The 20,866-nt window shown below is 74.2% G+C and carries 12 protein-coding genes; 1 reads left to right on the top strand and 11 read right to left on the bottom strand.

The window, feature by feature from the left end:
* The 11 genes from FAF44_RS06235 to FAF44_RS06185 form a co-directional block, all read right to left on the bottom strand.
* Window positions 1–4,213 (bottom strand): AMP-binding protein (locus tag FAF44_RS06235; protein ID WP_237102062.1); only part of this gene is annotated, 4,213 nt, incomplete at its 3' end.
* Complete coding sequence (locus tag FAF44_RS06230) at window positions 4,206–4,511, bottom strand: acyl carrier protein (protein ID WP_237102061.1); 306 nt, start codon at window positions 4,509–4,511, stop codon at window positions 4,206–4,208. The genes FAF44_RS06235 and FAF44_RS06230, both read right to left, overlap by 8 nt.
* A gap of 28 nt (window positions 4,512–4,539) precedes the next feature.
* Window positions 4,540–5,886 (bottom strand): hypothetical protein, encoded by a 1,347-nt coding sequence (locus tag FAF44_RS06225; RefSeq protein WP_237102060.1) that lies wholly within the window; start codon window positions 5,884–5,886, stop codon window positions 4,540–4,542.
* A 42-nt stretch (window positions 5,887–5,928) separates the two neighbouring features.
* Window positions 5,929–6,780 (bottom strand): hypothetical protein, encoded by an 852-nt coding sequence (locus tag FAF44_RS06220; protein ID WP_237102059.1) that lies wholly within the window; start codon window positions 6,778–6,780, stop codon window positions 5,929–5,931.
* 91 nt (window positions 6,781–6,871) lie between these two features.
* The gene (locus FAF44_RS06215; protein ID WP_237102058.1) at window positions 6,872–8,566 is read right to left on the bottom strand and encodes a condensation domain-containing protein; all 1,695 of its coding nucleotides are present in this window, start codon (window positions 8,564–8,566) and stop codon (window positions 6,872–6,874) included.
* Window positions 8,563–11,205, bottom strand: coding sequence for an FkbM family methyltransferase (locus FAF44_RS06210; protein ID WP_237102057.1), 2,643 nt, complete (start codon window positions 11,203–11,205; stop codon window positions 8,563–8,565). The genes FAF44_RS06215 and FAF44_RS06210 overlap by 4 nt, the downstream gene beginning before the upstream one ends.
* Window positions 11,198–12,151 (bottom strand): TauD/TfdA family dioxygenase, encoded by a 954-nt coding sequence (locus FAF44_RS06205; protein ID WP_237102056.1) that lies wholly within the window; start codon window positions 12,149–12,151, stop codon window positions 11,198–11,200. The genes FAF44_RS06210 and FAF44_RS06205 overlap by 8 nt, the downstream gene beginning before the upstream one ends.
* Complete coding sequence (locus FAF44_RS06200) at window positions 12,148–13,422, bottom strand: M20 family metallo-hydrolase (protein WP_237102055.1); 1,275 nt, start codon at window positions 13,420–13,422, stop codon at window positions 12,148–12,150. Before FAF44_RS06200 ends, FAF44_RS06205 begins: the two co-directional genes overlap by 4 nt.
* A 5-nt stretch (window positions 13,423–13,427) precedes the next feature.
* Window positions 13,428–16,631, bottom strand: a complete 3,204-nt coding sequence (locus FAF44_RS06195; protein ID WP_237102054.1) for an amino acid adenylation domain-containing protein — start codon at window positions 16,629–16,631, stop codon at window positions 13,428–13,430.
* Window positions 16,621–17,844, bottom strand: a complete 1,224-nt coding sequence (locus FAF44_RS06190) for a cytochrome P450 (RefSeq protein WP_237102053.1) — start codon at window positions 17,842–17,844, stop codon at window positions 16,621–16,623. Before FAF44_RS06190 ends, FAF44_RS06195 begins: the two co-directional genes overlap by 11 nt.
* A gap of 8 nt (window positions 17,845–17,852) precedes the next feature.
* Window positions 17,853–19,850 (bottom strand): carbamoyltransferase C-terminal domain-containing protein, encoded by a 1,998-nt coding sequence (locus tag FAF44_RS06185; protein ID WP_237102052.1) that lies wholly within the window; start codon window positions 19,848–19,850, stop codon window positions 17,853–17,855.
* 505 nt (window positions 19,851–20,355) lie between these two features.
* Here FAF44_RS06185 and FAF44_RS06180 point away from each other — a divergent pair.
* Window positions 20,356–20,823: a hemerythrin domain-containing protein gene (locus FAF44_RS06180; protein WP_237102051.1), complete on the top strand. Its 468-nt coding sequence runs from the start codon at window positions 20,356–20,358 to the stop codon at window positions 20,821–20,823.
* Window positions 20,824–20,866: the final 43 nt, after the last annotated feature.

The following is a 20,866-nucleotide window of genomic DNA, read 5'->3' as shown; positions in this document are numbered from 1 at the left end:
GGTCAGGGGAGTCGAGGGCCTCGTCGAGTGCGGCCAGGAGGTCCGCGGCGTGCGCGGGGGCGTAGCGGCCGGGGTCGTAGTCGATGACGGCCTCGACGTGCCGCGGCCCTGGACGCAGCGACAGCGTGGCCTGATAGGGCAGCGCCGGCGAGCCGGTGACGGCCCCCGCCAGGTCCCGCAGCCGGTCGGCGAGCGGATCGGCCGCGGGCCGGCGGGGTGGGCGGCCGACGATGTCCAGGGCGAAGCGTCCCACCCGCGAGCCGAGGTCGGCCCGTCCCGACCAGCGCAGCGCGCCGTAGCCGAGACCGGAGTCGGGGACCTCGTCCACGTCGCGCCGGCACTCCTCGATGGCGGCGGCGCTCAGCGGGACGTGCCGCAAGGCCACCGGATGGTGCACCGCGACCCAGCCCACGGCGCCGCTGAGATCCATGGCCGGCACCGCCAGGCGGCCGTTGCGTTCCAGGTCCACCACGCTGGCGCCGGGGCCTTCCACCGCGTACAGGGCATGGCCGAGCGCGGCCAGCAGGGTGCGTGACGGCGGGGCCGAGGCCCGCGTCAGGCGCTCCCGTCCGGCGGGGATGCGGCGGACGGCGCGCTCACGGTGCCGCGACCGGTCGGCGAAGTCCGAGGTGCGGCCGCTGCCCAGGATGCGCCGCCACTGGTCGGCGTCCAGATCGAACGCGCCGAGGTCGCGCTGCGCGGCGACGGCCCCGGCGTACGCCGCGAAGGTGTGGTCGACGGCGGCCGGACCCCGGTCACCGGGGCCGCGCAGCAGCCGGAGCAGCCGGTCCTCGATGACGTTCCAGGACCAGACGTCGACCACCAGGTGATGGGCGAGCAGGAGCAGCGCGCCCTGGCCGCGCGCGTCCCGCAGGGCCAGCGCCCGGAGCATCACGCCCGCGAACGGGTCGAGCTCCGCGTGCAGCGCGGCGATCACGGCGGACAGTTCCGCGTCGCCGGCGTCCGCGTCGACGGAGGTCACCGGCACGGGAGCCGCCTCGCCGGGGACGAACCGCCGGCCCTGGCCGTCGAAGCGCGCCCGCAGGAGGGGAGTGGCGGCCACCAGGTCGCTCAGGGCCCGTTCGAGGGCGCCGGTCGCGGGCAGGCCGGCGAAGGCGATCACATGACGCTGCGCCCAGGCCCGCGGACGCTCGGGTTCGAGCGCCTGGAACCACTCCTGAGCCGGCCCCAGCGGGATGTGCCGCTCAGCGGACGCGGCCCCGGATACGGACGCGGTCAGCTCGCTCTCGTCCCGCTCGTGCAGCCGGGCCAGGTCGAGATAGCGGGGACGGGCGTAGACGTCGGCGGGCGTGAGATCCAGCCCCGCGGCGCGGGCGAGGCGGACGAACCGCAGCACCGTCAGGGAGTCGCCGCCCTGCTCGAAGAAGGAGTCGTCGGGGCCGGGGGCGGCCCCGACGGCCTCGGCCCAGCAGCGGCCGAGCACGTCGTCCGCCCGCGGCCCCGCCGCGTCGCGACCGGCCGTGGCGGTGGGCGGGGAAGGCAGGTGGTCGCGTGGCAGCGCCGCCTCGTCCACCTGGCCGTTCGCCCGGCGGGGCAGGACGTCCAGGGCCACGAGGTGATGGGGTTGCGCGGCGGCCGGCACCCGATCGCGCAGCGCCCGGCGCAGCGCGGCGACGTCGGCGCAGCCCTGGACGTACAGCGTCAGGACGGTCCGGCCGGCCTCGAAGCGTTCGGCGGCGAGATGCGCGTCGGCGCACAGCCCGCCGGCGCGGGCGGCGGCCTCGACCGCCTGCGGCTGCACCCGGATGCCGCGCACCTTGACCTCGCGATCCAGGCGGCCGCTCACGACGAACTGCCCGTCCTGCGTGAGCCAGGCCACGTCGCCGGTGTGGTAGACGCGCTCGGCCGAGCCGAACGGGTCGGCGCCGAACGAGCGCCGCGTCAGCGGTTCGTCGCCGAGGTAGCCGAGGGCGACGCCCGCCCCCGACAGCATGAGTTCGCCGGGCACGCCCGGCGGCGCGCCGGCCGCGCGGTCGATGACCACGCGCGCGCCCAGGCCGCGGATCGCCCGGCCGATGGGCACGGGGTCGGCGGGGTCGCGCAGTTCGGCCACGACGGCGGTGACGGTGGCCTCCGTGGGCCCGTAGATGTTGAACACCCGGGCGCCGGGAAAGGCCCGCACGTCGGACGCGACGCAGGAGTCCCCGGCGGTGGCGATCATGCGCAGGGTGGGCAGGCGCTCGCCGGCGAGGAGCCGGAACAGCATGGCGGGCAGGAAGGCGTGGGTGACCTCCTGGGCGCGCATCCGCTCGGCCAGCGGCGGGCCGCCGACGGGGTCCGTGTGCACCAGGGTCGCGCCGGTGAGCAGGGCGGTCGTCACGTGGCAGATCCACGGGTCGGTCGTGGGAGGCGCGATCAGCAACATCCGGCTGCCGGCGGAGATGCCGTAGCGGCCGGCCTCTCCCCGTACCAGGTTGTTGAGGGCGTCCCGGCTGACCAGCACGCCTTTGGGCACGCCGGTCGAGCCGGAGGTGAAGATGACGTACGCGGGGGAGCCGGGACCGAGAGGTGGGCGCGGGCCCGCCGGGCCGCCGGAGCAGGCGGCTTCGAGGCCGTCGGCGGTGAGCCGGGCGGCGACGGGCGTCGAGGCCGCCGCGGGCGGCTCCGCCGGGGTGTAGACGGCGCCGAGCCGCAGGACGGCGACGAACGCGGCGATGCGGTCGAAGGTGGCCGGGCCGTCCACCACCACGAGGTCCCCGTGACCGACGCCGGCCGCGCGGAGCCGGCCCGCGAGGTCGTGGACGCGGGCGAGAAGATCCCGCGCGCTGTGGGCGCGATCGTCCACGAGCACGGTCCGTGTGCCGGCGGCGGCCAGGCTCCGCACGATGTCGTCCTCCGGCGGCGCGAACGGGTGCGGCGGGCTCGGCGTCGCGAGCGCCGTGACGCGCGCCCGCGCCGACGGCGGCAGCAGTTCGTCGCCCCCGCACCGTACGCCCGGATCGCACTCCAGCCCGGCGAGCGTGGCGTCCATCGTCTCGCCGACACTGGCGACGAGCGGGGACAGCGGGCCGGCGGGCCCGGTGCGCAGGTGCAGGTGCACGCCTCCGTCGGGTTGCTCGCGGGCCACCGTGGTCAGGCCCGCGACCTGGTCGGTGCTGCGGAGGGTGATCGCGGTGACCTCGGCGTCCGGCAGGGTGAGCGGGGCGGCGGTGAAGGGCTGCATGATGAAGGCGGTCGCGTCACTCCGGCCGGCGCTCAGGGGCACGCCCAGACCGTCCAGGACGTCGAAGCCGACGACGGCGTGCCGGCGGAGCAGGAGCAGGTCGCGGGTGACGGCGGCGGCCTGCCGGCCGACGGGACGGGCCCAGTCGTGCCGCACCCGTACCGGCAGCAGGGCGGTGAGCTGGCCGAACGTCCGCAGCGCGCCGACGTCCCTGGTGTCGACCGCCACCTCCGTGCTGATGTCGCCGGTGCCCAGATGGCGGGCGACGGCGTGCGCGTGCGCGGCCAGGAGGGCGCCGGCCATGGTGGCGCCCAGCTTGCCGGCGGCGGCCCGGAGCCGCGCGGCACGGTCCGGCGGCAGGCTCAGCCGCCACTGCGCCGCGCCGCCGGCGGCGGGGGGCGGCGTGGCCGGGTCGAACCCGGCGAAGGCGTCCTTCCAGTAGGCGGGGCTCCCGGTGTCGGGCCGCGTGGCCGACAGCACCGCCGCGTAGGAGGCGGCGGCGGGGCTTCCGGCGGCGGGGTGAACGCCGGGGGCCATGTCGTCGTAGCAGGCGGCCACGGCCTCGTGCAGCAGGGCCAGCGATCGGCCGTCCGCCACGACGTGGTCGAAGACCTCCAGGACGACCCACCGGTCGTCGTGGACCCGCCAGATGTGCACCGTGCCGAGCGGCCCGTGCCGCAGGTCGAACGCCGCCGCCGCGTGCTCCTCCAGCCGGTCGGGCAGGGCGGGGCCGGGCCGCCCTGCCGCCGGCGGTCCCGACGGGCGCAGGTCGGCGCGGCGCAGCCGGAAGCGGGGCGTGGACCCCACCTGCCAGGAGCCGCCGGGCATGTCACCGCGCCAGCGCAGCCGCAGCGCGTCGAAGCCGCTCAGCGCTTGGACGTAGGCGGCGGCCAGGCGCTGCTCGTCCAGGGCTCCGGAGATCTGGAAGGCGCTGGTGCAGGCCGGCCCGCCGTGGGCGGCGGCCCGGCCGGCCAGCAGCCGTTGCTGGGCGGGATGGGGCGCGATGCCCCCGGCGGCGGGTTCAGTCACCGGTGCCGTGCCCCGTGCGCTCGCGGATCAGGGCGGCCAGCCGGCGGGCCGTGGGGTGGTCGTAGACGTCCACCGGGTCGAGGGAGACGCGGTACTCGCGGAAGAGCGCGCCGATGATGCGGACGATCTGGATGCTGGTCAGCCCATGGCTGAGGAGATCGTCGTCGGGGGGCAGGTCGGCGATGACGATGACGCCGCAGATCTCGCTGACGCGCCGGGTCATCGGGTCGTCCGTGCCCCGGAAGCGGTCGCCGCCGGGCCCGGCGGCCATCGGGGTCGTGGGGGTGTCGATGGTCACTGCTCCTTGTCGTGAAAGGCGGGGACGGTCACGCCGGTGCGCTCAAAGCCTGGGCACGGTCGAGGAAATCGGCGACGAGGCGGCCGGCCGCCGCGGGGTCACTCGCTCCGGCCCTCCAGACGATCCGCCCGTCACCGGTGTGACCGGCGGACGCCGGGGCCAGGAACACCGTCACGTCCGCCTTGGCGGCGCTGTCGGGAGGAGGCAGCGGCGTCCAGCGGACGGGGCCGGTCCGCCGGTGCGCGTGGCGGTTCTCGAACGACAGCACCGCCTGCGCGGGGCCGCCGCCCAGCGCGGTCTCGACCTCGGTCAGCGAGGCATGCGCGCGGTCGGCGGCGAAGGTGAGGGAGCGCTGCCAGCGGCCGATCGCCTGCCGTGGCGTCAGCGCCGGATCAGGGGCCTGGGCGAGTACCGGGACGAAGGCGACGTAGCAGCCGACGACGTCGGCGTCGGCCGCGCCGGTGCGGCGGGTCATGGGAACGTGCAGCGCCAGCCGGGGCGGGCGGGCGCGGGCGGCGAGCGTCTCCGACAGCGCGGTCCCATAGACGGCGGCGACGGGGACGGCCAGGTCCGCGGCCCTGGCGGCGGCCGCGGTGCTCAAGGACTCCGGGAGGGCGAAGCGCAGCGGCGGCTCGGGGGCCGCCGGAGGCCCGGTCGTGGCGGGCGACGTGCTGGGCAGGGTGCCGAGCCCGCCGGCGCGCAGGTGCCGGGCGATCTCCTGGGCGGCCCGCCGGGCGGCCTCCCGCGCGTCGGGGGCGAGGCCGGCGGCGGCCCAGCGCGCGTACCGCCGGTCGTGCTGCTCGGGGACAGCCCGCTGCGCGATCCGCCGGAACATCTCGCTCCACAGCAGGTCGGTGGCGTGCTCGTCGAGCAGGACGTGATGGGTGACCAGGGTGCAGACGGCCTCGTGACCGCCGGACGGCTCGGCGGAGGGCAGCCGGAAGACGATCAGCCGGGTGTACGGGGTGTCGGGGTCGAACAGGTTGACGACCCGGCGGCGTTCCGCGCCCAGCCGCTCGGCCACGGCCTGGTCCGCTTCCGCCGGGCTGAGGCTCGACATGTCGGCCTGTTCGATGACGAAGGCAGGGACGCCCGAGCCGGGTTCGGCGCGGACCTCGATCTCGAAGGCGGAGTCCAGGTCCAGCCGCCAGGCGAAGACGTCGTGGCGGGTCAGCGTCGCGCGGGCCGCGTCGAGCAGCGCGGCCCAGGAGGGCAGGCCGCGGGCGCGTACGGAACTGAGCATCGTGTAGGCGCTGGGATCGCCGGCCCTGGCCTGGGCGCTGAGGATCGCGAGCTGGACGGCGGACAGGACCCGGGCGGTGCCGCGGCGGTCCGCTTCGACGGCCGTCAGGCGTTCGTCGGCGTTGCCGGTCATGGCTGCTGCTCGCCTCCTTCGGCGCTCGGAACGGGAACCGCCTCAGGAGGCGGCCGGCGCGGGGGGCCGGGTCAGCCAGTAGCCGCACATCAAGGTCCGTCGCTGGACGCCCGGCTCCCCGCCGAGGACGCCGTGCAGGGCATCGGGGGCGTTGGGCATGACGAACGCCCGGTTGGGCGCGAAGCCGAGCTGGTGGACCGCCTGGTGGTCGGCGTTGGAGGTGAAGGTGAGCGGCTGGACGTCGCCGGCCTGCGCCGGGTACAACGCGGTCCCCCAGCGGGTGGCGCTGTCGGGGGTGACCGCGCCCTTCAGGTCGAGGTAGACCACGATGGTCAGCAGCTTGGGCAGGGCGTCGACGTGCGCGCCCAGCGCGTCGCTGACGCCGGCGTCGAGGTTGGCGTACAGCTTGAAGTTGGCGGTGTCGAGGCCGCTCAGGTCGGGTGCGGCGAGGTTGCGCTCGACGGTGCCGGCGAACCGGGTGAACAGGCCGCGGACGAACCGGGGATGGCGCAGGGCCAGTCGCAGGCGCAGCCAGGTGTCGCCGGCCAGGCCGTCGCCGGCCAGCGCGTTGTCGACGATGCGCTGCCTGCGTTCGCCGATGTAGGCGGTCGGGGCGGCGCCCGGCAGCCCGGTGACGGCGGCGAAGGCGTCGGCCGCCGGCCAGTCGCGCAGGACGTCCTGGTAGAGGCGCTCGGGCAGGAAGTCGTCGATCGTGGCGACGGCGAAGGGCCGCTCCAGCACCCGCATGCGGTCGAGGGTGGGGGCGAGGTCGGTCTCGGGCACGCCGGTGAACTCGTCCAGCGCTCCGGGGCCCTGCTCGTAGCGGGTGAGGAAGTCCTCGACGAGCGGGTACGCCGCGGCGGTGGCGGGTCGGGCGGTGACGTCAGGGGTCATGTGCGGTGTCCGATCAGGCGCGTGGGCGGATGGGATTGGACGGATGGGATGGACGGGGGTACGGCTGCGCGGGGGTGTCTCCCGCCCACCGTCACGTCCGGGTGTCGATCGCGGCGGCCACCCCTTTCAGGGTGGGATCCTCGTAGACCACGGAGACGGGCAGCTCGATCGCGAACGTCTCACGGACCTGAGCCACCATCAGGGCCACCAGCAGGGAGTGCCCGCCGAGGTGCAGGAAGCTCGCGTCCGGCTCGATGTCGTCGGTGTGCAGCAGGTCGGCCCAGATGCCGTACAGCGTCTCCTCGGTCGCGGACAGCGCCGGGGGGCCGGCGCCCTGGCCGGCGTCCACGGAGGTGGGCGGGGCGGGGGCGGGCCGCAGGTCCGGCACGGGCAGGTCCCAGTCGCGGATCGGCAGGTCCGGCTCGGCGGCGACGATGCGCAGGGCGTCCTGATAGGCACGGGCCAGGTCGTGCGCGGTCCGGGCGTCGATCGTGTCGGTGCGGTGCAGCAGCCGGCCGGCGAGGACGCCCTCGTCGTCCGACCAGAGGTGCAGTTCCAGCGGGTAGCGGATGTCGACGCGGTCGATCGGGAAGCGCTCGATGCGCAGTCCGTCCAGCTCCACGTCCTGGTAGGGCAGGTTGGCGAAGGCCAGGGAGAGCTGCGGCAGCGGTCCGATGCGGCCCGCGTGGAGCTGGGCGAGCCGCCGCACCACCTCGTGGTAGGGAGCCTGGCTGTGGTCGTAGGCGTCGAGCGCGGTGGCGCGCGTCTGCCTGAGCAGGTCGCGGAAGGTCATGGCGTCAGTGAAGCGGAAGCGCAGCGGCAGCACGTTGACGAAGAAGCCGATGAGCGACTCGAAGTCGGGCGGGCGTTCGCCGTAGGGGGTGTTGACGATGACGTCGCTCTGCCCGCCGGCGTGCCGGATCACGGCGGCCAGGGCGGCGTGCAGGACCATGAACACGGTCGCGCGTTCGTGGCGGGCCAGCGTGCCCAGCGCGCGGGAGGTGCCGGCGTCGACGGCGAGTTCGAGGCCGGCGCCCAGGCCGCCGGTGGCGGCGGGCCGGCGGACGTGCGGGGTGAGCGGGAGCTCGGGCAGGTCGCCGACGCCGTGGAGCTGGGTCTGCCAGTAGGCGAGATGGGCGTTCAGCACGGCCGGGTCGCGATCCTGCTGCCAGGTGACGAAGTCGCCGTACGTCGCCGGCAGCGGGGCCGGCGGGGAGGGCCGCCCGGAGCGGTGGGCGGCGTACGACTGGGACAGCTCGGCGGCGAACAGGCTCTTCGACCAGCCGTCGCAGATGATGTGGTGCATCATCCAGAAGAAGATCTGCTCCTGGTCGGCCACGGTGAGCAGCAGGCACCGCAGTCCCGGTTCGGCGCGCAGGTCGAAGGGGACGGCGGCGGCGGCGTTCAGGATGGCCGAGGCCGCTCTGTCGCGCTCCGCGGCCGGGAGGTGCCGCAGGTCGTGGACCGGCAGGTCGACGGGGCGCGCGGGGTGCACGGCCTGGGTGCGGCTCTCCCCGTCGTGGACGGGGAAGGTGGTGCGCAGCACGTCGTGCCGGGCGACGACGTCGGTGAGGCTGCGCCGCAGGGCCTCCTGGTCCAGCGGGCCGGTCAGTCTCAGCGCGGCGGGGACGTTGAAAGCGGGGCTGCCGGGCGCGGCGCGCTGCTGGAGGGCGATGCCGTGCTGTCCCGGCGACAGCGGGCGGGTGCGGACCGCTTCGCCGCCGGCCGCGGCCCGGTCGTGCCGCTCGTCGAGGTCCATGTCGGGTCCGTTCTCGCTGGGGGTCATGGCAGCTCGCGCGGGGGCAGCAGGTCGTGCACCGCGGCTGCGAAGGCGTCGAGTTCCGGTGCTTCGAAGAGGGTCCTGATCGGCAGGTCCGGCAGGTCGTAGCGGCGGCGGACGCGGGTGATCACCCGGGCGGCCGACAGCGACGTGCCGCCGATGGCGAAGAAGTCGTCACCGCCGCCGACCGGTTTGCCCAGGATGTCGCCCCACACGGTCGCGATCTCGGCGGCGAGCGGGCCGGCGGCGGGCCGGTCCGCGGCGGCGGGCGCGGCCGGAAGGTCCCGCAGGAGCGCGCCGCGATCGATCTTCCCGCTGGTGGTCCTGGGCAGGTCGTCGAGGATGGTCACCGTGGCCGGTCGCGCGTGCGGGGGCAGGCGATCGGCCAGGTGCGCGGCGAGCTGACGATCGGACACCGCGGTGACCTCGTTCGTGCCGGGCCGGTCGGGAGCCGCCGGGACCGGCGGCGGGGCGTCGGGGCGGCGCGCGTACAGATAGTGCAGCGCGGAGCCGGTGAACATCTCGTCCTGCCGGGTGACGACGGTGTAGCCGCGCCGGGTGAGCAGGCCGGTCATGACCGCGAGGCGCCCGTCGATGTCGTGGACCTCCGCGACGATCTGCTGAATGTGGTCCCAGTGCCGGTCGTCGATGCCGGACAGCAGGTCGAGCTCCGACTTCTGCACGTCGATCTTCAGCAGGTCGACGCGGGCGATGCCCTCGGCGTCGATGACGTCGCTGAGGCGCGTCAGCCGGCACGGCAGCGCGCGCTGGACCAGCTTCGCCTCGGCCAGGTCGTCCAGCAGGCCGTGCAGTTCGTCCCGGCCGGCGAGGGCGTCCTGCCGGACCTGGTTGGCGATGATCGCGGTCAGGGTCTGCAGCTCCTCGGCGCTGTCGGCGTGCACCGAGGACAGGCCCGTGCTGTGCGGATACCACGTCAGGGTCGCCGTCCCGGTGTGATCGCTCAGCCCCTGGACGCGGACGGTGACGTTACGGCAGCCGTTGGCGCGCAGGTTCGCCCTGAGCAGGCCGGCGGTGGGCAGCGCCGGCTCGAAGGCCAGGACGCGGGCGTCCGGGTGGCGGGCGGCCACGCTGAGGGCGAACAGGCCGACGTTGGCGCCGGCGTCGATGACGTACGCGTTTGCCGGCAGGCCGATGCCGTGCCGCAGGTAGATCTCCCGCTCGAAGATCTCCTCGTACATGAAGTCGGACTCCGCGCGGTGCAGGTCCATGATGCGCAGCCCGTTCGGCAGCCGGCGCAGACGGTCGGACAGGTCCTGGCTCAGGTGACCGTCGCGCAGTCGGGCGAAGGCCAGCAGGCGGGGACCCTGCTCGGTGGGCAGTGGCACCACGGCGGCCTCCGCCACCGCCGGGTGCTCGCGCAGCGCCGTCTCGATCTGCGCGAGATCGACCCGCTTGCCGCTCACCTTGACCAGGCGGTCCGCGCGGCCGGCGAAGGCGAGGTCGCCGTGCTCGTCCAGGCGCCCCAGGTCGCCGGTCCGATAGCGCCGGACGGGCCCGCCGTCGTGGCCGGGGCCGGGCGGGAAGCGGTCGGCGGTCATGGCGGGATCGCCCCGGTAGCCGAGGGCGAGGCTCGGGCCCGCCACGGCGATCTCGGCCGCGCCGTCACCGGCCGGCGCGGCTCCCGCGTCGAGCAGCTCGATCTCGACGCCCGGCAGCGCAGTGCCGATCGGGACGATCGGGGCCGTGTGATCACCGCTGCCCAGGGGGTGCAGGCAGACGATGCCGGCGGTCTCGGTCTGCCCGTACATGTTGAACATGGCCAGATCGGGCCGCCCGCAGGCGGCGCGCCAGGCCGCGACGAGCGGGCCGGGCAGCGGTTCGCTGGCGAGCAGCAGCAGCCGCAGGCGGTCACCGAGCGCCGCGCCGGCCTGCTGTGGCGGCAGCCCGTCCACGGCGTCGAGCAGCACCGACAGCAGCGAGGGGATCAGATCGGCGACGGACACGCCGCTGTCGCGGATCAGCCGCAGCAGCGCGTGCGGGTCCAGGCGCTGGTGCGGCGTCGCGACGACCACGCGGGCCCCGTACAGCAGCGGCAGGAACAGTTGCCGCACGGAGGAGGAGAACGCGAAGGAGGCCACGTGCAGGTAGGCGTCGTGCGGGGTGATGCCGCCGACCGCGGCGGCGAGGGCGTGCAGGTTGTGCCGGACGGCGGCCTGCCCCACCTCCACCAGCTTCAGCGTGCCTCCTGACCCGGAGGTGGGCATCACGTAGGCCAGTCCCGGCCTCGGCGCGGCGGCGCCGGTCGCCGGCGTGAGCGGCTCGCGCGGGTCGCCGGCGAGCGTGACCAGGTCGCCGGCGTCGGCGAGCACCAGGTCCGGGCGGGCCTGCTCAAGGATCAGCCGGCGCGGGGCGTCCTGGTCCAGCGGCAGGTACGCGCACCGCGCCCGCAGGATGCCGAGCAGCGCGGCGACCGTCTCCAGGTCGCGTTCCGCGGGCAGCGCGACCAGGCCGCCGGGCGGCACCCCGGCCCGGCCCAGCCGGTCGGCCGCCAGACCGGCGGCCCGGTCCAGCTCCTGGTAGGTCAGGCTCCGGCCGTGGCACTCGACGGCGACGGCCTGCGGCGTGCGCTCGGCCCAGCGGGCGCAGGCGTCGGCCGGCCACGTCCCCGACACGGACTCAGCCATGGTGACCGACCTGCTCGACCTCGGCCAGGAGGGTCGGGCCGCCCATGGCGACCAGCACTTCGCGCTGACCGGTGAAGGCGGCGCGGCCGTGGGCGGTGAGCATGTTGTCCAGGAACAGCAGGTCTCCCGGCTGCCAGTCGAACTGCCGCCGCTCGGCGTGGTAGGCCGCGCGGATGGTCTCCAGGACGTGCGGCTCCAGGTCGCCGCCGTCCGGGAGCCTGGCGTCCATGGGCAGGTCGTCGCCGTAGATCTCCCGCCACAGGGCTTCGAGGTCGGGGCCGCCGTTGGAGGGATGCCACTGGTGGGCCTGGTTGAACCAGACCCGCTCGCCGGTGACGGGATGGACGATCGCGGCCGGCCGGACCTGGCTCGTCCGCAGGGTGCCGTCGCCCAGCCAGGTGAAGTCGATGTCGTGCGTACGGCAGTAGGACTCGACCGCGGCGGGATCGTCGTCGGCGAAGACCGTGGGCCAGCCGACCCCGGCGCCCTTGCCCTCGTGCATGTGCCGCAGATAGCGCACGGCCGTCGGCGCGGCGGCGCAGCCGGCCACGACGCGCGCGTAGATCCTGCGGCTGTCGGCCAGGGGGGTCTGGCCGCCGCTCCCGGCGGCCCTCCTGCAGTAGAAGGCCAGCGTCGCGGGCCAGCGGGTGCTGTAGGACAGCTCGTTGTGCAGGGCGATGACCTGGTCGGCCGCGTATTCCGTCGAGGTGTAGACGCCGTCGCCCACCGCGCTGCGCGGCGAGGCCCCCTCGACGTAGTCCATGAGCGGCCCGAGCACCACCGCGGCGGCCTCGCGGAACCCGCCGGGAGGCAGGACGGCGAAGCCGCGGACGAGGACGGCTCCCTCCGTGCGGAGCAGGTCACGGATGTCGTCGCGGTGGCGTTCCAGCCAGGTGGTCAGGGTGGGGCCGGAGCGCTGGGGGGAGAGCAGGGACGGCAGGGTCATGGTCGGTACCCGTTTCGGCGGTCGGGGCAGGCGAGGAGGCGGAGCGTCGCGCCGAGGAGCACGCGGGCCCCGGCGAGCAGGTCGGCCGGTGCGGTGTCCTCCTGCGGCACGTGGCTGACCCCGCCGATGCTCGGCACGAAGATCATTCCGGTGGGCGTGATCCCGGCCATGATCTGGGCGTCATGGCCGGCCCCGCTGGACATGACGCGAGCGGCCAGGCCCAGCGCGGCGGCGCTGCCGGCGATGTGCCGCCGTATCCCGGCGTCCATGGCCGCCGGCTCGGAGCGGACCATCCGCCGGCACCGGACGCCGAGCCCGAGGCGGGCCGCGATGGATCCCGCCTGGTCACGTACGGTGTCCTCCGCCTTGGTCAGCCGGGCCGCGTCCGCGTCGCGCAGGTCGACCAGCAGGCGGGCGTGGCCGGCGAGGGTGTTGGCCGAGTTGGGCTCCACCTGGAGGTGGCCGACGCTCGCGACGTGGCAGAGGCCCTGGGCGGCCAGCTCGCGGGTGGCGATGACCAGATGCGCGGCGCCCAGGAGCGCGTCGGCGCGGGCGTTCAGGGGGGTGGTGCCGGCGTGCGCGGCCTCGCCGATGAGGTCGACGGCCAGCACCGCCCGGCCGGTGATGGCGTCCACGATGCCGATCCGCTCGGGACCGGCGTCCAGGATCGGGCCCTGCTCGATGTGGAGTTCCAGATAGCCGCGCACGCTGGGCGGCGGCCACACCGCGCTGGGCAGCGCGTCGAGGTCGCCGCCGGCCAGGGCCAGGGCCGGGGCGAGCGGACGGCCCTCGTGGTCGGCCGGTGGTCCGGGCAGGGAGCCGAGCAGTCCGGCCGCGACCATGGAACCCCAGAACGCCTGCGGGAACAGCGCGCCCTCCTCGTTGGCGAAGGCGATGGCGACCACGTCGCAGTCGAGGTCGATGTGCCGTTCCGCGAGGACCTGGACCACTTCCAGCGCGGACACCACCCCGTACGCGCCGTCCAGCCAGCCGCCGTTGACCACGGTGTCGAGATGCGAGCCGAGCAGCAGGGCCGGGCGGGTCCTGTCGATGGCGGCCCGGCCGAACAGGACGTTGCCCGCGGCGTCGACCTCCGCGTGCAGGTTCGCGCGCCGCGCCTGGTCGATGAGGAAGGCGTCGGCCTGACGGCCGGCCTCGCTGAAGCCGGGCCGCGTGATGCCGCCCTCCGCCGTGCGGCCGAAGGCCGACAGCTCGCGCAGGCGACGCAGCAGCCGCTCACCGTCGATGTCCGGTTCCCCGCCGGAGCCCATGGGAGTCACCTCTCCTCCGCACCGCGTGACGTGCCCGCCGGCCCTGGTGGTGCCGGGGGGCGGCCCTGCTCCAGCAGGGCGGCGAACTCACCGAAGGTCGCGCTCCCGCGGATCAGGTCCAGGACCTGTTCGACCGGCAGGACGCCCGCTTCGGCCAGCAGGGCCGCGACCTGCACGTCGCGCGTCAGGTCGCCGTCGGACGTGGTGAGCGGGGTGCTCACCGTCACCTCGGCGAGCCCATGGACCCGCCGCCACGCGTCGGCCGCCAGCTCGCCGCGTGCTGAGACCGCCGCCGCCCGGACGTGGGCGCTCATGGCCTGGTGCCGCCCGGGAGCCGGCAGCGCCTTGCGGTCCACCTTGCCGTTGCTGTTCAACGGGATCTCCGGCACGGGGATCAGGAAGCTCGGCACCAGGTAGTCGGGCAGGGACTCGCTGAGAAAGGTCCGCAGCACCTCAGGGGTGACGTCGCCGCGGGCGACGTAGTAGCCGGCCAGCGCCACCGTCTCGCGGGTGGCGCCCACCCGGGTCACCGCCGCCTCCGCGACCATCGGGTGCCGCGCGATGGCGGCCTCCACCTCGGCGGGGTCCACGCGGTAGCCCCGGATCTTGAGCTGGTCGTCGACCCTGCCCAGGAACTCCAGCACGCCGTGCGGCGACCAGCGGCCGATGTCGCCGGTGCGGTAGAGGCGCGCGCCGGGCCGGGGGTCGAACGGATCGGGGACGAACCGTTCGCGGGTGAGCTGCTCGCGATGGGCGTACCCGCGCACCACGCAGGCGCCGCCGATGTAGAGCTCGCCGGGCACGCCGATGGGCAGGGGGTTCAGCTCCTCGTCGAGGACGTACATGGTGGTGTTGGCGATGGGACGGCCGATGGGGATCAGGTCGCCGTCCTCGGTGTCGTCCACGACGTGGACGCTGTTGCCGACCGACGCCTCGGTCGGGCCGTACTCGTTGAGTATCGGCGTGTCCGGGTCGAGCCGCCGCCAGTGGCGCAGCGCGCGTACGGAGAAGGCGTCGGCTCCGACGACCAGCGTCCCGGCCAGACTCCGGGCGACGGCCGGCCGGAGCAGCTCGCTGAAGGTGTCCAGTTGCCCCGGGGTCAGTTTGATGAAGGTGAACGGGGCCAGCCGCGCCAGCGCGTCGGCGACGTCGAACAGGCTGAGATCCTCGCCGAGGACGCACACCCGCTCGCCCATCAGCAAGGGGATGTAGAGGTTGGGCACGACCATGTCGAAGGCCACGGAGGAGAAGACCGGCGCCCCGCCGCGGCCGCGCCGGGCGTACACCTCGATGCCGTGCAGCAGGTAGTTCGCCACGCCGCGGTGCGGCACCTCGACGCCCTTCGGCCGGCCCGTCGAGCCCGAGGTGTAGATGACGTACATCAGGTCATCGGCGTCGCTGGTGCGCCCGAGGTCCGTGCCGGGCAGGCGTGCCTCGTCGGGCGCGGGCTCGTCGACGCGGAGGACGCGCCAGGGCCCCGGCGGCAGGGTGCCGGCGTGGCGGCCGTCGGCCAGGACGAGCACCGCCCGCGAGTCCTGCAACATGTACGCCGTGCGCTGCGCGGGCTGGTGCGGATCCAGCGGGACGTAGGCGGCCCCGGCCTTGATGACCGCGAGGAAGGCCACCAGCAGGTTCGCGTCCCGGGAGGTGTGGACCCCCACCGTCACGCCGGCCCGCACGTCGTGTGCTCTCAGGCGGCGCGCGAGCCGGTTGGCTTGGGCGTTCAGCTCCTCGTAGGTGAGCGTGACCCGGCCGTCGGTGACGGCGGTGGCCTGGGGGGTGCGGCGCACCTGCTCCTCGAACAGCTCGTGGACGGGGCGGCCGAGGTCGTAGGGGCGGGGGTGGCGATTCCAGCGCGTCAACGTCAGGTCGCGTTGCGCGGCGGTCAGCGCCGGCAGCGCCCGGTGGTCGTCGTCGCCGGACAGGTAGTGGCGCAGCGCCTCCAGGTGCAGCCGCATGACCTCGTCCAGTTGCCCGGCGGTGAGGCCGGGCGCGGCGGTGATCCGGAGCAGGACGCGGCCCGTCGCCGTCGCGTGGCAGAACTCCGCGGCGATGGTGCCGCTGAAGGGCAGGAAGGCGTGGCCGAGCTCCGCCGCCGAGCGCCCGGCACGTGGGGTGCCCGCCAGCGGCGTGATGCTTCCCTGCCCGCCGTCCAGCAGGTCCGCCTCGATCGACCGGGTGCTGTAGACGAAGGTCGCGTCGAGCACCCGGTCCACGCCGCGGATCCGGTGCAGCCGCGCGGGAGAGAAGGCGCGGGCGTCCTGGGCGGCCGTGCGGGCGTCCCGTACCCGGCGGACCGCGGCCTGCCAGGAGGACGGCAGCGCGACCAGGACGGGCAGGACGGCGGTCAGCATGCCCACGGGACGCGGCCCGCCGAGGTCGTGGAGATCCGTCTCCACCTCGATCGCGACACGGGAGCGGCCGGTGCTCAGCGCCACCGCCTTGCCGTGCACGGTGAGCAGGATGTCGGCGATCGAGACGCCGTGCCGGTCGCTCGCCCGCCGCAGCTCGCCGACCAGTTCCGGTGGCAGCTCGGTCGTCAGCCGCGGCGGCGGGCCTGGCTCCGCTCCGGCGGGCCCTTCCCGCGCGGGGGCGATCCAGTGCTCGGGCGCGGCCGCGGCGACCTCGCGAAAGCCGGCGGCCCACGCCTGGACCGCCGCCGCGTCGGGACGCGGCAGGGTGACGGTCGCAGGCGGCCAGGCCGCTTCGCCGCGGGCGGGCGCGGTGCGGTAGGCGGTGAGCACGTCCAGGAGGAGGTCCGTGAGGCTGTGACGGTCGAGGACGGCGGAGTGGGCCACGAGGACGAGGTGGAACTCCGCCTCCGTCACGCGATGGCCGCTCACCCGCACGAGCGGGGCCCGGCTCAGCTCGAACGGCTTCGCGGCCTCCGCCCGGATCCACCGGCGCAGCTCGGCGCCCGGATCGGGCCGGCCGCGCAGATCCTCGACGGCGGGGGCGAGCTCGGCGGCGGGGTCCACCACCTGCCGTGGCTCCTGGCCGGGACGCAGGTCGAACCGGCTGCGCAGCGCGGGATGCCGGACGGCCGTCAGGCTGACCGCCCGGCGCAGGCGCGCGTCGTCGAAGGGGAGGTGACAGACGAGGTGGGCGACGGCGTTGACGGGGCGGGAGCCGGACGTGCCGCGCACCGGCCACATGCGCGCGAGCTGGTGCTCCGAGACCTGCGACCAGGTCCGTGCCTCACTTCGCATCGTGTCCCCCTTCGTACCTGAGCAGGCGGGCAGGGAGGTGGTCGTAGCCCCAGGTGCGGTTCGATCGCGACCGCCGCGCGCCGCCCGTCACTTCGATGCGGGTCACCCGGACGGCCAGCTCCTCGATGAGGATGCGCAGCTCCTGCTGGGCGAACCAGGCGCCCAGGCAGAAGTGGCTGCCGGCGCCGAAGGTGAGATGGCGGTTGGGCGTGCGGCCGACATCGAAGGTGTGCGCCCGGGGGAAGGCGCTCTCGTCCCGGTTGACGATCGGGTTCCAGATCGTCACCCGCTGCCCTTCCTTGACGAGGGTGCCGTCGATCTCGACGTCCTCGGTGGCGGTACGCATGACGTTCAGGCTCGGCGCGGACCAGCGCAGGACCTCCTCGACGGCCGTCTCCACGAGTGACGGGTCCGCCCGCAGCCGCCGCCACTGATCGGGATGCTCGCCGAAGGCCACGGCGCATCCGGTCAGCGCCTGCCGGGTGCTCTCGTGCCCACCGGCCAGCAGGAGGTGGACGTTGAACAGGATCTCCTCGTCGCTGAGCCGTTCGCCGGCCGCGGAGCGGGAGTTCGCCAGGGCGCTCAGCAGGTCGGGCCGTGGATCCTTCTTACGTCGCGCGAGCACGCCGGCGAAGTGGACGAAGAGCTGGGTGTTGGCGGTCGTCACCTCGGCCGGCGAGACCACGGCGGCCTCAGGCCCGGTGGTGGATCCGAACGCGGTCTCCGTCCACCTGGCCACCGTTCCGCGCTCCTCCGGGTCGATGCCCAGCAGACCTCCCAGGGCCGCCATGGTCAGGCGGCTCGCGACCTCGGTGACGAAGTCGAACGGCCCGGCGTCGGTGAACTCGCCGATGGCCGCGCGCGCCGCCCCGCGCACGTCCGGGAGGAGTGCGCGCAGCGCGGCCGGCGTCAGGTGCCTGCTGATGACGGCCTTGATGCGACGGTGTTCGCCGCGGTCGGACAGCACCAGCATCTTGCCCGCCGCCGGCAGGCGGTCCGCCGTGAGCTGGCCCACCTGGATGCCCTGCTCCGAGGTGAAGGCGCGGGGGCTCCGGTAGACCTTGAGCGCGTCGGCGTAACGCGTCAGCGCCCAGAAACCGGCGCCGTCCCCCAGGTCGTTCCAGTAGACGGGGTGGCGTTCCTGGAGGAACCTCAGCTCGGTCAGGCCGCCGGTGGAGGCGTAGAGGTCCGGATCCGCGAGATCGATGGTCATGGCCCGGCTCACCCGCCCCCCTCTGCGTCGTACTGGGGCAGCGGGAAGCGGGGTTCGGCCAGTGCGGGGACCCCCGCCCAGCGCACCAGCCCGCGGCGGCGCAGGTCCAGGGTCAGGTCCACGGCCTCGTCCTCGGTGACGCCCAGGGCGATGGCGATCTTCCTGACCGGCAGGTCGCCCGTCGCGTACTCCAGCAGTTGCCCGACGTGCGGGCCGGACTGCCGGGCGGGGACCGCCTCGCTCCGCTGCGGGCACAGGGCGGCGAGGTCCGGGCCCTCGATCTCGTGGTCGCCGAGGAAGAGGCGGTCGAGCCGGGTGCCGTACAGGAACTCCATCGTGTGGCGGGGATCCTCGACGATCGGCCTGCCCCGGATGTTCAGACTGGTGTTGAGGACCAGCGGCAGGCCCGTGAGCCGGTGGAACTCCTCGATGAGCGCCCGGAAGCCGCCGGGCAGGTCCGGGCCGACGGTCTGCAGCCGGGAGGTTCCGTCGACGTGGACGACCTCCGCCACGAGCCCGGCGCGTTCGGGCCGGACCGGGCAGATCATCAGCATGAAGGGGCTGTCGCGGGCCGGGAGGTCGAACCATCGCGCGGCGTGCTCGGTGAGGATCGAGGCGGCGAACGGCCGGAAGGACTCCCGGAACTTCACCCGCGCGTTCAGCCGATCCTTCATGCCGGCGATTCCGGGGTGACACAGGATCGACCGCGAGCCCAGCGCGCGCGGCCCGAACTCCGCCCGGTCCTGGAACCAGCCGACGATCTCGCCCCGCGCGATGGCCCGGGCGCCGGCCTGGGCCGCCGAACGCGGGCTGTGGTGACGGACGGCGGACAGGCCCCACTCCCTGGCGAGGGCGTCGATGGTGCGATCCGGTGCGGTGGTCAGGCGCGCGGGGCCGAGGAACGTGTGCCGCATCGGCGGGCCACCGCTGCCGCCGCCGGGGTTCTTGAGCAGGACGTGATGGGCGTACAGCGCGGCGCCGACCGCGTTCCCGTCGTCGGTGGCCGCCGGGAAGATGTGGAGGTTCTCCAGGCCGAACTCCCGGGCGACCCGGGCGTTGAGCATGGAATTGAGAAAACAGCCGCCTGAAAGCACCAGATTCGAACTTCCGGTGCGGGTCAGGAGATCGCCGATCAGATGCATGCAGGCTTCTTCGAATTCCGCCTGGATCTGCGCGGCCAGGTCTTTGTGGAACTGCTGGATCGGGCCGTCGGCGGGGCGGGGGAGTAACTTAACCTCGGCACCGTGACGGACCGCGACTTTGAGATCGACCAAGGCGTCCACCGCGTTTTCGAAGGACAGGGAGCCGCCGTCGGCGGTGACGAAGAGATTGCCGGGCGAGAGCCGCCGGCCGTAGGCGGCGAGGCCCATGGTCTTTCCCGCGTCGTCATACGTCGATCCGTTCTCGGAGAACCCCAGGGCCAGCGTGACGACCCGATAGAGTTCGCCGATGCCGCTCAGTTCGCCGGGAATCCACAGGTCGCCGTCCCGGCGCCGTCCCGCGATGCGGCCGTCTTCGCGGACGTTGCGCCAGACGAGCCGGGGGTCTTCTCCTTCGCGGAAGCTGAAAGCGCTTTCCCGCTCGCGCGCGCGATTGATCAGGGAGCCGTACGAATCGATGACGAGCGCCGCCGCCTCGGGCAGGCCGCTGGTGTAGAAGGCGGCGCTGGCGTGCGCGAGGTGGTGGCCGGGATGCGGCAGGGTCAGGCAGGAGTCCCGGTCCGCCAGCGATCCCAGGGTGTCGATCAACTGGTCTTCCGCGGCCTGGTCCGGTGACTCCGTGGAGGTGGTGATCCAATAGTCGACGCCGGACGCCGTCAGGCCGGCCGAAGCAAGGAGATCGCGTGTCAACCGGGCCATCGCCGGGGCGTACACGTGCGGGGGCACGATTCCCCGCTTGACGCCGGTGGTTCGTTCCAGAGCGAGCGCGGCGGTGACCCGTCCATCTTCGACCAGGCAGGCGCTGCTGTCGTGGCTCAAGTTGTAGCCGACAATTCTCAGCGGCATGTCCCATGTCCTTCCGAATGGCCGAGATCCTGGGTTCGGTGCTGGCGCCGTGGCGATGCGGCTAATGGGTGCGCGGTCGTTCTCATCGGCGTTTCAAGGTGCTGCCGCCGCGCCACCGTGAATGGGCCGCGTGAGATCTGCCGCTGGACGGAAGGCGATTCTGCCCCTGCTGGAATGCGCTGGCTGAGTGCATGCTGATCGGCTCAGGTTGGCGTCCTTTCCCGTTGACGCGCCAGTTCACCATAGGTCAGCGAATGCATAAATCTTGCATATGTCATGCATGCGGTCATGACCGGTTCCTACGTGATCGCCGCCGCCCGGTCGGCCGGGCCTGCGCGACCACGAGGCCGGGACGGCGCGAGCCTGCCGCCCGGCCCGAGTTGATCGCCCGGGGGCCGTCGGTCTAGAGTTCCGGGCAGCGTCGCGTGCCGGTGGCGGACTGCGTCAGGCATGGAGGCGTCGGATCCGGAAGGTGGTCGGATGACCCTTTCCCCGTTCCCCACCCGTGGGTGAGGGCGAGCAGCACAGGCTCACAGCCTGGAACCTTGAACTGCAGGCGGCGCATCAACGCCTGCGCCGCGCACTGCGCCTCGCGCGCGAATCCCTGGAAGCCGGGGATCCCACCGCGGCACGGGCAGACCTCCTGCTGTACTGCAAGGGCTTTTGTGCCGCCCTCGACGGGCATCACGTCCGCGAAGACGCCGGCCTCTTTCCCGAACTGTCCGCGCGCCATCCGTCGCTGCGGCCCACGATCGCCAAGCTCCGGCAGGACCACGAGATGATCGCGGTGCTGCTCGAGCGGTTCGACCGCGCGATCACCTCGGGCGCCACCCCGAACGAGCAGGCCATGCACCTGGACGGCCTCTCCGCGATCATGGAGTCGCACTTCCGGTACGAGGAGCGCGAACTCCTGGGCGTCCTGTCCACGCTGGACCTCGACGCCGATCCGCATGACCTCCTCGGACCGCTCTGATCGCGTCCCTGGCCGATCTCGGCCTGTCAGCCGAATCTGCCGG

Source organism: Nonomuraea sp. MG754425 (assembly GCF_021699195.1).
GTDB lineage: Bacteria > Actinomycetota > Actinomycetes > Streptosporangiales > Streptosporangiaceae > Nonomuraea.
The sequence above is the reverse complement of the archived record's forward strand: the minus strand, read 5'-3'. Positions and strand labels throughout refer to the sequence as shown.